The following is a 13,804-nucleotide window of genomic DNA, read 5'->3' on the forward strand; positions in this document are numbered from 1 at the left end:
GCGGTTACTAGCTTATACTTCTGATGTGCATTAAGTCGGACTACCGCTCAAACTTTATAAATAATAGAGTTCTACTAATCTTATTTTTCAGGCTAGAAAAATTAATGTATTTTATATAGTTATCTGGGTAACCTAACACGCCATTGTATTAATCAAATTTATGATAAGAGGTATATAGCTTCGTGTAATTTAAAGCTTGAACAATCAATTGTTGCAGCTTTTAGTAGACCAAGGTTATATGCAAAAAGACGCAGCAAAAGCGTTGAGGGTCGGTAAATAAACCGTAAGTAAGTGGGTTAAAACTAGACCGTAATGGTCAGTCACTATCTGCTTCACCAATGACGCTCGAATAGCGTTAAAATCCGCGAACATGAAAAACCCAAAACATTGAATTAAAAGAATATATTAAAAAACTATAAGTTCAACCACTCTATGCAACACACGAATTAAGCTCTATTAGCCACGCCTGACAAGATAAAAATAGGCTTATTTAATTTAAAGCAGTGCACTTTAAGTTATATACGCTAACTAATGTGTCATTTTAATAAAAATGTCATACTCCCTTGTGACAATTTAATGAATTTCACAAAGGATATGAGCGCAATGCTAATTGCTATTTTTAGACAGTTTTTTTTACTAGGGTGCATGAGTTTTGGCGGCCCAGCTGCGCATTTGGGTTACTTTAAGCGCCACTTTGTAGATACATTAAATTGGCTAACTAGCGCCCGTTACGCGCAGCTTATTAGTTTAAGCCAAGCACTGCCAGGGCCTGGCTCTAGCCAAGTTAGTTTTGCGATTGGTGTTGAGCGGGCTGGGGTACTTGGTGGTATAGCTGCTTTTTTAGGCTTTACTCTGCCTTCGTTTTTAATAATGGTGCTGCTTGCGGTTAGTGCCCATCAGTTTGATGCTGTTTACTTTGCTATTATTGCAGGCTTAAAGTTATTTGCTGTTGTTATAGTTGCCGATGCAACACTTAGTATGGCTAAAAGCTTTTGTACAAGTGCTGCGCTTAAGTTACTTGCGGTAATGAGTACACTTGCTTTGGTGTTATTTCCAATGATGGGAACTCAAATAGCAATTTTAATCACCGCTGCCATAATAGGTGCTATATGGCCTTTATTAAAACTTGGCACAGTAGCAAAAGATGCTAGCAGTACAAAAAGTAATATTAATTGGATTGCACTGGGGTTATTTGCGCTCTTACTTGGTGTGAGCTTTATTCCACTAGGATATGAATTTGCTTTGTTTGCCCCTTTTTACCAGGCAGGTGCAATGGTGTTTGGCGGCGGACACGTAGTACTGCCGGTACTTCAAGCTGGCGTACCAGCATTGAGTGGTGATCAGTTTTTAAGTGCTTACGCGAGCGCGCAGGCAGTGCCCGGGCCTATGTTTACTATTGCTACTTACTTAGGCGCACAACTTACTACTGAGCAACCTCTAGTGGGTGGCCTTATAGCTACACTGCTTATATTTATGCCTGGTTTTTTACTTATACTGGCGTTTCAGAAGAGTTGGATTAATTTGGCAAGTAAGCCACGTTTTGCAAGCTCAATAGCGGCGCTTAATGCCGCGGTAGTCGGTTTTTTAGCGGCTGCACTGTATTCGCCAATTTGGACATCGGCTGTGCATAACTTTTGGCAAGTTGCGTTAGTAATAATTACATTTGCATGGCTGCGATTTAAAAAGCCACCTATTTGGTGGCTCTTAGCTTTATTTATTGCTGTGGGTCTTTTACAACACTATTTGCCATCACTCTAAATGTTGGCTTATCTGTTTGTTGCTCGTTAGGTGGGCTTAATTGTCCACTTACACTTTGATACGCTCTAAGCCCAAACACGGGTAATACCGCAAGTAAATGATCCATTATTTCGGCTTGTAAATGCTCGTACGAAATCCAGCGTTTGTCTTCACTAAAGCAATAAAACTCAATAGGCAAACCATGGTTTAATGGTTGCAGCTCCCGTACCATTAACGTAAGCGACGTATTAATTTTACTGTGCTGCTTTAAATAGCCTTCAGCATAGCGACGAAACAGCCCTAAATTAGAAACTTGCGCAGGTAGTGTCGTTACTCGGATATAGTCATGTAGCGGAATAGCCGCATCAATTTGCTTTCTAAACTCATCACTTACTAAACAAATACTGTGCATATCTATATTGAGTGAACGTTTAATACGCCTACCGCCCGACTCTTGCATTCCGCGCCAGTTTTTAAACGAGCCCGCCACCAACATATAAGTTGGAATAGTTGTTATGGTGTTATCCCAGTTACGCACTTTCACAGTGTTTAAACCCAAATCAATCACTTCGCCATCGGCGCCGTAGTTTTCTACTTGGATCCAATCACCATACGTTACTAAACGATTTGCAGCTATTTGAATGCTCGCTACAAAGCCTAATATGGTGTCTTTAAATACCAATAATGTAACCGCAGCAATAGCACCAAAACCAGAGAGAATATAAGTGGGTGACTTCTCAAGAAAAATGCTCACAATTAAAATTGCACACACAATAAAGGTGATTAGCTTAACAACCTGAATTAAGCCCTGAATAGGTACTTCACGAGCAAATTCAAGTTGGTTATAAATAGCGCCAGCAATACTCACTATGCTGCTTATAATAAAGCCGACGTAGATAATTAATAAAGCCTGCCCCACCGTTTTTAATATTTCGGCGGCCAATTCGTTAACCGGATAAACACTGTCGAAGGTCGCTAAAAATAAAACACAACAAAGCAACCCTGCAATACGTTTGTTGAGCTTGGTTAACATTGGAGAAAGTGCACCAATCCGCTCGGGAGAAAGCTTAGTTACTATTTTTTGAATGCCTGGCAACATTAAACGACGCGTAAATAAATACAGTACTAATAGAGAACATACGCCAATCGCAGTAGCTGTAATTGAGCTCAGGAAATCTGCATCGGGCACTTTATCAAACCAAGGAGTAATTAACTCCTGCAGGTGGGTATTCGTCATAGTGTTTCAATTTCCTTACTGATTTGTGGTTCAGGTAAATCTTGTTGAGCATAAATTTCGGCAAGCTGCTGATCTTTGGCAACCCATAGCTCATTCACATAATGTTGAAAATTAACTTTAAATACGTCATCGCTTTGATAGCTACCCTGCATTTTCTCATCAATAGGGATAACCTCAATCGACACATAAATAGAATCTAACTCACCTTTTAACAAGTTACGGCAAACATGATCTGTTTTGCCGCTATATACTAAACTTGTATTAAGCATGGCATCAAATTGATCGGCTAATACTTCAAGCGCAAAAGCAATGCCGCCCGCTTTAGGTTTTAATAAATGCTTAAAAGGACTTTGTTGCAGATTATGTTTGGCTGGTGTATAGCGTGTACCTTCAACAAAATTAATGATGGTAGTAGGATGATGACGGAAATTACGACAGCTATGTTTAGTTCGCTCTACATCAAGCCCTTTGAGTTTAGGGTTTTTAGCAAGCTGCGCTTTGCTTACCCGTTTCATAAACGGCATACCCATAGCCCACGCACCAGTGCCAATAAAAGGAACGTATTTTAATTCATCTTTTAAAAAGAACTTAGGGGCAGGCAAAGCATGTAATGAGCTAAGTACGGTTATATCTAACCAACTCGCGTGATTACAAATAAGTAAATACCAACTTTTTGAGTTTAAGTCGCCACTTATATCAACCACAATATTAGGGCAACCTAACCAAAGCCCTAAACGATTGCCGTTACACCAACCACGATAAGCGCTGTGCAATATAGAATTAACAATAGGTAGAGGAAGCAATAACTTAATAAGACCCAGCATTAATACCAGCGACCCAAAAAGTATGACATTAGAAAACAACACGCAGCCTACAATTAAGCCGTTAAGCCAATTTGGTAACCACTTTTTTAGCATAACTGTAAGCTCATATTTTTTACCTTTTCTTTATGGTTTTTCGAGCGATTGCAATGTTTGCTCTTTATTTTCCCATAAACGATTTAACTCACTTTGAAAGCGAATTCTAAATTCAGAATCACCGGTGTAGTCACCAATAAGCTCTTCGCTTACCGGCCTTACTTCCACGTGTACGTTGATATTTTTTACCTTACCACCAGCAAAATCCATAAAAGTAGGGATGCCATCGGGGTAATGAATTGTGACGTTAACTACTTTAGTAATTTGCTCGCCCATTGCTTGCATTACAAAAGCAATACCGCCCGCTTTTGGTTTTAATAAATGTGGGAACGGGCTATTTTGGCGCGCATGCTTTTGCGTAGTAAAACGAGTGCCTTCAACAAAGTTAACCACACTTACTGGCATCTCTTTGAATTTTTCGCAGGCTTTACGCGTAGTTTCTAAATCTTTACCACGCAGCTTTGGATTCTTTTTTAATTGGCTTTTACTTGTGCGCGTCATAAACGGGAAATCAAGCGCCCACCAACACAAGCCTAAAATGGGCACATAAATAAGCTCCTTTTTTAAAAAGAAGTTTAAAAATGGAATTTTACGATTAAACACGCGCTGTAATACTAAAATATCGACCCAGCTTTGGTGGTTTGCTATTACTAGGTACCAATCTTTTAGTTTTAGGTCTTCAAGGCCAGTTACGTTAAGTTTTGTTGGCGTAAATAACATTTGATTTAAGCTATTAAAAGTGACCCAAATAGTTGCACATTGTTTAGCAACCCAGCTCATTAATTTTTGCAGTGGCTTAATAGGGATAAGCTTTATAAGCCCACAAATAAAAATAGGCACAAACCAAAAGAGTGTGTTTATTGCGTACAAAATAATACTAAGTACACCGCGAATAACTGACATTACTTCTACTTCCTTTAAACATGGCGCAGTAACTAATACTGCGCTTTCAGTTGCTTACAAATTAATCTTCAAAATAGGTATAACCTTCAAGGCCTGCATTAAGCTCAGCTAAATAACCTTGTTTACACTGCGTCGATACATCAAGTTTATTAACTTGGTACGCAAAGTTGTCAGCTAAAATAGCGCTATCATAGTCAACAAACTTTAATACATCCTTAACGCTATCACCTTTTATGGCATTGGTTAACACATAACCTTCGTCGTTAAGTTCTACGTGCACCGAATCGGTATCACCAAATAGGTTATGTAAATCACCTAAAATCTCTTGATATGCGCCCACCATAAACATCGCAATATGGTATTGCTCGCCGTGTTTATATTCTGGTATTGGTAGGCTAGTTTCGATACCAGCACCTTCAACGTATTCGCGGATTTGCCCGTCAGAGTCACAGGTAATATCTTGAATAATCGCGCGCTGAGTCAATGGCTGAGTTAAGTTTTCGATTGGCATCACCGGAAACAACTGCTGAATACCCCATACATCTGGCAATGACTGAAATAATGAAAAGTTAACAAAGAGTTTATCGGCCAACTTTTCGTTTAAATCATCGAGCACTTCACGGTGCGCGCGCGCGTTATTACTAAGCGATGCACGTACACGATGTAAAATAGTAAAATAAAGCTGCTCTATTTTTGCCCACTCTAGCATGCTTACTAAGCCATGCACGTACTGATCGTGCGCTTCGCTAAATAAGTGCATAGCGTCGTGATAAATCTCTAATGCCATACGCGGATTTAAACGCTGTAAACACTGCCACATTTCATCAAGCACTAATGCGCTATTTTCAAGCGGTGGCTCTGGATTTAAATGATTTGGCGCTTTTTCTACGTCTATTACATCGGTAATTAATACCGCATGGTGAGCCGTTAAAGCACGCCCAGATTCGGTGATAATAGCCGGATGGGTAAGGTTATGTTGGTCGCACACGTCTGCAAATGCATTCACTACATTACGTGCGTACTCTTCTACTGTGTAGTTCATTGAACACGCACTGCGTGAGCCAGAGCCCTCGTAATCAACGCCTAAGCCGCCGCCCACATCAACGGTATTTAACGGTACGTTTAATTGCGTAAGCTCAGCAAAGTGGCGTGCGCATTCACGCAAAGCACGGTGAATATCACGAATGTTGGCTATTTGAGAACCAATATGAAAATGCACCATTTGCATTAAGTGCAGCTTATTATGCTTTTTAAGCACTTCAACAGCACTTAGTACTTGGCCTGCCGTTAAACCAAACTTGCCTTTTTCGCCACCGGTGTTTTGCCACTTGCCTTTGCCTACTGAGTTTAGGCGAATGCGAATACCAATCGCAGGTTCAATGCCTAGGTTGTCTATTTCTTCAAGTAGTGTGGTCAGTTCTGAAAGCTTTTCTACCACAATTTTTACGCTGTGGCCCATTGCTTGACCAATACACGCTAAACGTAAAAACTCACTGTCTTTATAGCCGTTACACACAATAGTAATTGGCTCTTTTGCTACGCCCAAAATAGCCATAAGTTCTGGCTTTGAGCCTGCTTCTAGGCCAACAAGTCCGCTTGGGTGCGCTAATAGTTTACTTACTACAGAACGCTGCTGATTTACTTTAATTGGATAAACACAGGTGTATTTACCGTTATATTCACGATTTGCTCGCGCTTGCGTAAACGCGTTAGTAAGTGTGTCTACACGATTTTGTAAAATATCGGTAAAGCGTACTAAAACCGGCAACGTTAACCCTTGTTGCTTAAACTGCTCAGTTAATTGCGTTAAAGAAATGGCCGGTTTTGCTTGGTCGCCATCTGGGTAAGCCACCAGTTCGCCTTGTGCGTTAATATCAAAATAACCATCACTCCAATGAGCAACGTTATAAGTGGCGCGTGCTGTTTCTAAACCCCAGGTCATGGCAACTCTTCTTTAGTCAATTAGGTATAAAGGCGCATTTTAATACGTCACTATCCACTAGGCTAACAAAAATTGAACTTTCACTCACTCCTAACTAACTTTATTCGTCAAATCAGTTAAAATGTCGTTGAGCAAAACGCCAAGCACTGGCAGAATTGCCCCTTTTTCATACTCAACCTAAAAAGTGTAATAGTAACTATGGCAAATTTAGATCAAAGTAAGTGGTTTACTGAAATTAGCGACCGCGATGGCAGCGCATTTTCATTACGTATTAATAAAAAGTTAGATGAAAAACAGTCTCCTTTTCAAAAGGTAGAAATGTTTGAAACCACAGACTTTGGTAATTTAATGATCATCGACGGGTGTACTATGGTAACAACCCGCGAAAACTTCTTTTACCATGAGATGATCAGCCACCCTGCACTTTTAGCGCACCCAAACCCTAAAAACGTCGTTATTATTGGCGGCGGCGACTGCGGTACTTTACGCGAAGTATTAAAACACCCAGGCGTAGAAACTGTAACGCAAATAGATATAGACGAAGTAGTTACGCAAATGTCGTTAAAATACTTCCCAGAGCTTTGTGAATCTAACAACGACGCCCGTGCAACGGTTATGTTTGACGACGGTATTAAATACATGCGCGAAGCCGCTGGCGAATCTATCGACGTGGTTATTGTTGATGGCACCGATCCGGTGGGTCCAGGTGAAGGTTTATTTAACCATGCATTTTACACAAGCTGTTTAGATGCACTGCGCCCAGGTGGTATTTTAGTACAACAAAGTGAATCGCCACTTATGCATATGCCATTGTTAGTTGAAATGCGCGAAGCAATGCTAAGCGTAGGCTTTAACGATTTACAAACACTGCCATTCCCACAACCAATTTACCCAAGCGGTTTATGGTCGGTAACACTTGCACGTAAATCACAAGCATTTGACGGTTTCAGAGAAGACGGCGCAGCACAAATAGCTGAGCAAAGTGAATACTACAACAGCGGTATTCACCATGGTGCACTCGCTACACCTAACTACATGAAACGCGCATTCGATAAAAAATAGTCCCATTCACTTAGATGTAAATTGCATTAAAAAGGGGCCCTAATAGGCCCCTGATTGTTTTAATAGCTCACTGTTTAAACTTTAAAACGATGCACTAAACGATTTAACTCATCGGTTAATTGTTCCATTTTTTTAGATACATCTTCAGTTGTTCGTGCAAGTGCAACACCTTCAACAGTTTGATCATTTAGTGATGATAAATTTTGACTTATTTCGTCGGCGACCGTAGTTTGCTCTTCTGTAGCCTGCGCTGTTTGCATTGCCATATCGTTCACTTTAGTTGACGAGCTTTGCATTGCATTAAGTACATCATTAGTTTGAGTAAATGACCCCACAGCATCATCAGCAAACTGCTTTCCTTCATCAATTGCTTTTATAGATTGCTCAACACTTGTCGCAAAGTGCTCAATCATTTGTTGGATGTCGTTAGTGCTGACCTGTGTACGTGTTGCAAGCGTTCTGACTTCATCAGCAACAACAGCAAACCCTCGGCCATATTCGCCAGCACGTGCTGCTTCAATTGCCGCGTTTAATGCTAATAGATTGGTTTGCTCCGCAATAGCACGAATAACCTCTAATACTTTGGCTATGTTATCTGAACTTTGTTGTAGTTCAGTTGAGCGCGCCATCGCCTGATCCATATTTTGTGAAAGAGAAACAATACGAGCGCTCGAATTAGCAACGGCAGTTAAACCTTGTTGCGCCAAATTTAAAGAGTTATCAGCCTCACTCGAAGATTGTTGAGCAACTCCTGCAACTTCTCTACTTGCTACACTCATTTCATGTACAGCACTGACTATAGACTCAGAAGCCTGACCTAAAGCTTGGTTTACACTGTTATTTTGATTCGCAACCTTACTTAGCTCTGCACCTAACGTATTTAGTTCTTTTGATTGCTCTAAAATATCGCGAATGAGCTGCTGTAAATTATCTAAAAAGCCATTAAAACTAGTAGCAAGCTCTGCAAACTCATCTTGAGATGTTACTTGTATACGCCCCGTTAAATCACCATCCCCCGATGCAATATCATTAATACGTTCTGTAACATAATTAATTTGTTGCGTTAACTGTTTAGGTATTATGTAGCTAAACCAAACGGCTATTAATAAAATAATTATAACGAAAACTAACATCATCAACTTAGTCGACTCTATTTTTTCGGATAATTTATTAATTTCTTGTTCGGAAGTTTTTTCAGCTAACTCTCCAGCGCGGTCAAGCCTTACTCTTAAATCAGCAAATGTCTGTTCCGATTCAAACTGCTTTGCCTCACTCTTATCAGTCATATGAGCGTTCGAGGCATTAAGCCAAGCATTAAAAGTAGCATCAAAACTTCTAAATTCATTTTTAATTTCAGGATAATCCGTGAGAAGATCCAAATACTGCTTTAATTTTTGTATTACTTGCGCTGCATTTTCTTTGTGTTCTGCCTTATATTTTTCAATATTATTAGTATGCGTAACAAGATTTAGCTCTGCGACCTTAGCTTGATATAAGTCACGATCCGCATTTAATGCGAGTGAAGTTGCCTTGATAAATTTTTCAGATTGCACATCCAATGCATTTTTTTGTAGATTAATTAAATGGGTGTAGCCAATAATTAACGACAATACTGCAATTCCTAAAATCACTATAGGAAAAGAAACTTTAACGCGAATACTATGCAAATTCATTTATCACTCCTGACGGGATTACACACTATAACTAAGTTTTAAAAAGGCAACACATGCATTAAATTTATAATTTCCATTGCATGTTAAGCATTACTTGCTGTTGTGAAATAGACTGTTTAAAACCAATTGCAGCTCTATTTTCAACTACACTTTTAAGAGTAGCTCCTTCAACACCTATTTGTAACTTTTCACTCAACTGATAACGCCATGTTGCAGTTATACCTTCACCATGACTGCCATTAGGGTCAAATACAGTGGTATCGTTATCTGTAACTTTAAAATAATCATAACGCAACGATACTCTGTGCTTACCTTCTTTATGACTCATCATTAAATAATGACTATAGTATGTATTTTCTATTAACGCATTATATCCCATTTCAGTTTTACCACTTAACACTTGCGCAATGAGGCGTGTTTTTTTATTTAACTTATAGAGCCATGCGGCGCTGGTAAACCGAGTATCCCACGCATATTGTCCTGAGCTAATATTAAGCTTGGTCGGATCGCCATTGTTATCATAATAATAAATTCGAAATTGTGATTGTTTTAAGTAATCCCAGTGCATACCCACATAATAACCAAAGCGACCATCCACCTCTTCAAACGGTAATACTTGGTTAGCTTGCCAACGTAATTGGGATTCATTTAATGCTGCTATAGGTGCAAACCTGACGCCTTCGTTAAATGTTGTTTGCCTGTCATGTAATGCAAAACCACGCCATGCGAGCAATGTACCTGCGGGGTCATTTCCTTTAAATGTAGCTCCTATAACACTAAAGCCATGTGCACTATTAAAACGCTTTGCAGGTCGCTTTATAGTAACCTCAACTCCGACAGTACGTAGTTCTTCACCAATCCAACTATTAATTGCTGAATTTGTATAATTATATGGCGACGTCCAGCCAATATCTGGGTTTTCTAAAGACATTAATGGATAAAAGCCACCTACACGTACATGCCATTTATAGTTACTGTTAGATAACGGTTGGTACTTTATGTAAGCTTGCGTTAAACCTAAAGCCACATCAGGGTCTTGATTTATATTCAGTACACCATGAGCCGACCAACTAGATGCTAAATCAACATTAAAATCTAAAATACCTTGTGATAAAATAAGCTCATCGCTTTTAGCATCGTGCCGATACAATCCAATACCGCCCTCTTGAAAACTAAGCGTATCATCACCTTGCACTGCTCTAACTTGTATTAAGCCTTTTACCTGTGCACTTAACGCACCACTAAAAAATACAATACAACACAGCAGTATCAGCTTTAGTAAGTTATTAGTAATCATCGAATTCGTCCGTGGCAAAATCAATTTGTTCGGTTATAGTTTGCTTTATTTTATAAGTAAGTGGGGCTGAATTTACAGTTACACTCTCTGATTCAACATTACTAATATCACCAAATCCTGAATGCCATACATTGAGAGTGTATTCTCCTAAAGGTGCTGCTAAATCAACCTTTCCTGTTATATCGGTAATAGCAAAAATAGTGCTATCAACCACAACGATATAACCCAGCATCCAATCATGAATATTACACCCAAGCTCTACAACACCGGTTTGCTCAAACACCAAGGGCGCTTTAGGTTGTTCTTTATATAGCTTTAATTCGAATGTTTTAGCCTTAGAAAACGAATACACATGATGCATAATAGAATCTGCATTTGGAAACTCCACTTTAGCGTTTTGCGGTACAACTAAAATGCGTGGTGTAAACTCTCTGTTTTTTTGACTCATTGCATAAGGCGCATCCGGTGCAATGATTACTTCTGAAGTGTTTTTTGCAGTTAGCCACACGACGGCATTCGCCATTGGTTCATCTTTTGTATTTTTAATTGTTATTTGAATTGCCGCTGCTTGCCAACTTAAAACCATTGATATTATAAAAATTAAATACTTAATCATTCGCTTACCATTCTTATTTTCAACTTATTTATATTATAGACCGGTTAGATTACTTATTTCTTTCTATTTTTTATAACATTGAATACGTATGTAGAAGTTCGTATTCCTTAATAACTGCCTTTATGCTGGTTAATTCATACTGGCATACCAAGGATCTCATAATGAGAACATCAACACTTTTATTTTTAGCTTTTTCGAGCAGTTGTTTTGCTCAAACAGCGACGTTGCAATCTCCTAATGGCAATATAAAAATAATTATATCAGACGAACTAAATACTCCAACATATTCTATTGATTTTAAAAACAGACCAGTAATAACTAGCTCCGCTCTAGGGTTTGAATTTAAACAACAAGCACCTTTTAGCGAAGGCTTCAAAATAGCAAAAACCCAAAAACAAACCGTTAATACTCAATGGCAGCTGCCTTGGGGTGAGCGCCAAACAGTGACTGATAAGCATAATGAAGTTGCCGTAACATTTAATAAATCACAGCCTCAAGGTGGTACTTTCACCGTAAAATTTAGAGCCTTTAATAATGGTATTGGCTTTAGGTACGAAGTGCCTGAACAAATAGGTTTCGAAAAAACAGAAATAACCAAAGAGCTTACCGAGTTTGCAATAGCCGACAGTAGCAATGCAACAGCATGGTGGATCCCTGCTCGTGGTTGGAACCGTTATGAGTATGTTTATAACACCACCCCGCTTAATGACGCAGCTTTAGTGCACACTCCATTTACCTTTAAAAATAAAGATGGCATACATTTAAGTATTCACGAAGCTGCACTTGTTGATTACGCCGCCATGGTGCTTAATCAGCGTCGCCCTGGTACATTTCAGGCAGATTTAACACCTTGGTCAGACGGTATTGCAGTTAAAAAACAAGGCGCATTCAATACCCCGTGGCGTACAATCCAAATGGGCGAACATGCTGTTGATTTAGTTAATTCGGATATTATTTTAAATTTAAACGAGCCAAATAAGCTCGACGATGTATCGTGGATTAAACCTGGTAAATACGTCGGTATTTGGTGGGGAATGCACATAGAAACACAAACGTGGGGGAGCGGCGAAAAACACGGAGCAACCACAAAAACAACTAAATACTATATGGATTTTGCAGCACAACACGGTTTTGATGGCGTATTAGTTGAAGGCTGGAATATTGGCTGGGATGGTGATTGGTATTTTAATGGCGATGTATTTAATTTTACAAAACCTTATGACGATTTTGATATTGCAACACTTGCACAATATGGCAAAGAGAAAGGCGTTCAGCTCATTGGTCATCACGAAACGTCAGGTAATGTGAGCAACTATCGTGATCAAATGGAAGACGCCTTTGCTCTTTACGAAAAATCAAACGTAAGCCAGGTAAAAACAGGTTACGTAGCTGATGGCGGGAATATTAAACGCATAGATGAAAACGGCATAGCTCGTCATGAATGGCACGACGGCCAGTTTATGGTTAACGAGTATCTTTACAACATAAAACTTGCCGCAAAGCATAAAATTAGTATAAATACCCACGAGCCGATTAAAGATACGGGTCTGCGCCGTACCTACCCCAACTGGATTGCGCGTGAAGGCGCACGTGGACAAGAGTTTAACGCATGGGGCTCCCCGCCTAACCCACCTGAACACATACCAATGCTTGCCTTTACCCGCATGCTTGCAGGCCCAATGGACTTTACACCTGGTGTTTTTGATATGAGCTTTAATGGCTTAGGTGATGACACAAATCGCCCACAAACTACACTTGCAAAACAGCTGGCGCTTTATGTTGTTTTGTATAGCCCAATTCAAATGGCGGCCGACTTACCTAAAAATTACTTAGCGAAGCCCGACGCATTTCAATTTATCCAAGATGTTCCCACCGATTGGCAGCAAAGTATTGCCCTAGATGGCGAAGTAGGCGACTTTATTGTATTTGCCCGCAAAGAGCGTAAAAGTGGTAAATACTCAGGAAACGATTGGTACTTGGGTGCCGTTACCGATGAAAAAGCCCGTACGATTAAAGTAAAACTCGATTTTTTAGAGCAAGGCAAAAAATTTGAAGCACAAATTTATAAAGACGGTGAAAATGCCGAGTGGAAAAATAACCCATACGATTTAACTATCGAGAAACGTATTGTAACTGCAAACGATAAGCTTACTTTAAAACTAGCAACAAGTGGTGGTACAGCAATCCGCTTTAAAGCACTTTAAATAACAAAAAAATATACCAAGTAACCTGGGCTATTGGCTTTTCAAGATTGAAATTCAACCTAGGTGCTATTTAATCGCGGTGCGAAACTTGTAACTTAAATAGCAGCGTACACTGTTACTTGGTATTTATGAGGGATAACCATATACATTAGGCACAGCCTTGCCTACAAACCAAACACACACTTTTTAAATAACCCTTTGTCAGCCTCACCTATT

Annotated in this window: 10 protein-coding genes; 3 read left to right on the plus strand and 7 right to left on the minus strand. The window is 39.5% G+C overall.

Annotated features, from left to right (window positions below; all coding sequences use genetic code 11):
• Positions 1 to 603 precede the first annotated feature (603 nt).
• The gene (chrA, locus tag LOS73_RS20425) at positions 604 to 1,758 is read left to right on the plus strand and encodes a chromate efflux transporter (protein WP_457934978.1); all 1,155 of its coding nucleotides are present in this window, start codon (positions 604 to 606) and stop codon (positions 1,756 to 1,758) included.
• Here the strand turns inward: chrA and LOS73_RS20430 are convergent.
• From LOS73_RS20430 to speA, 4 genes are all read right to left on the minus strand, one after another.
• Complete coding sequence (locus LOS73_RS20430) at positions 1,715 to 2,974, minus strand: mechanosensitive ion channel family protein (RefSeq protein ID WP_007376437.1); 1,260 nt, start codon at positions 2,972 to 2,974, stop codon at positions 1,715 to 1,717. The genes chrA and LOS73_RS20430 overlap by 44 nt on opposite strands.
• Positions 2,971 to 3,891, minus strand: coding sequence for an acetyltransferase (locus LOS73_RS20435; RefSeq protein ID WP_457934228.1), 921 nt, complete (start codon positions 3,889 to 3,891; stop codon positions 2,971 to 2,973). The genes LOS73_RS20430 and LOS73_RS20435 overlap by 4 nt, the downstream gene beginning before the upstream one ends.
• Before the next feature lie 30 nt (positions 3,892 to 3,921).
• Positions 3,922 to 4,794 (minus strand): acyltransferase, encoded by an 873-nt coding sequence (locus LOS73_RS20440; protein WP_337119726.1) that lies wholly within the window; start codon positions 4,792 to 4,794, stop codon positions 3,922 to 3,924.
• Positions 4,795 to 4,855: 61 nt separating this feature from the next.
• Positions 4,856 to 6,736: a biosynthetic arginine decarboxylase gene (gene speA, locus LOS73_RS20445; protein WP_033031794.1), complete on the minus strand. Its 1,881-nt coding sequence runs from the start codon at positions 6,734 to 6,736 to the stop codon at positions 4,856 to 4,858.
• A gap of 198 nt (positions 6,737 to 6,934) precedes the next feature.
• On the opposite strand from speA, the gene speE reads away from it, so the two are divergent.
• Positions 6,935 to 7,798: a polyamine aminopropyltransferase gene (gene speE, locus LOS73_RS20450; protein WP_008138747.1), complete on the plus strand. Its 864-nt coding sequence runs from the start codon at positions 6,935 to 6,937 to the stop codon at positions 7,796 to 7,798.
• 74 nt (positions 7,799 to 7,872) lie between these two features.
• On the opposite strand, the gene LOS73_RS20455 is transcribed toward speE, so the two are convergent.
• From LOS73_RS20455 to LOS73_RS20465, 3 genes are all read right to left on the minus strand, one after another.
• Entirely contained in the window at positions 7,873 to 9,471 is a 1,599-nt protein-coding gene (locus LOS73_RS20455) for a methyl-accepting chemotaxis protein (protein WP_457934229.1), read from the minus strand.
• Between the two features lie 64 nt (positions 9,472 to 9,535).
• Positions 9,536 to 10,768, minus strand: a complete 1,233-nt coding sequence (locus tag LOS73_RS20460; protein WP_457934230.1) for a hypothetical protein — start codon at positions 10,766 to 10,768, stop codon at positions 9,536 to 9,538.
• Positions 10,758 to 11,384, minus strand: coding sequence for a methylamine utilization protein (locus LOS73_RS20465; RefSeq protein WP_008138744.1), 627 nt, complete (start codon positions 11,382 to 11,384; stop codon positions 10,758 to 10,760). Before LOS73_RS20465 ends, LOS73_RS20460 begins: the two co-directional genes overlap by 11 nt.
• A gap of 161 nt (positions 11,385 to 11,545) precedes the next feature.
• Here LOS73_RS20465 and LOS73_RS20470 point away from each other — a divergent pair, with 161 nt between their 5' ends.
• The gene (locus LOS73_RS20470; protein ID WP_457934231.1) at positions 11,546 to 13,588 is read left to right on the plus strand and encodes a glycoside hydrolase family 97 protein; all 2,043 of its coding nucleotides are present in this window, start codon (positions 11,546 to 11,548) and stop codon (positions 13,586 to 13,588) included.
• The last annotated feature ends 216 nt before the right edge of the window (positions 13,589 to 13,804 follow it).

The sequence above is a fragment of the Pseudoalteromonas sp. SCSIO 43210 genome, from assembly GCF_054133285.1.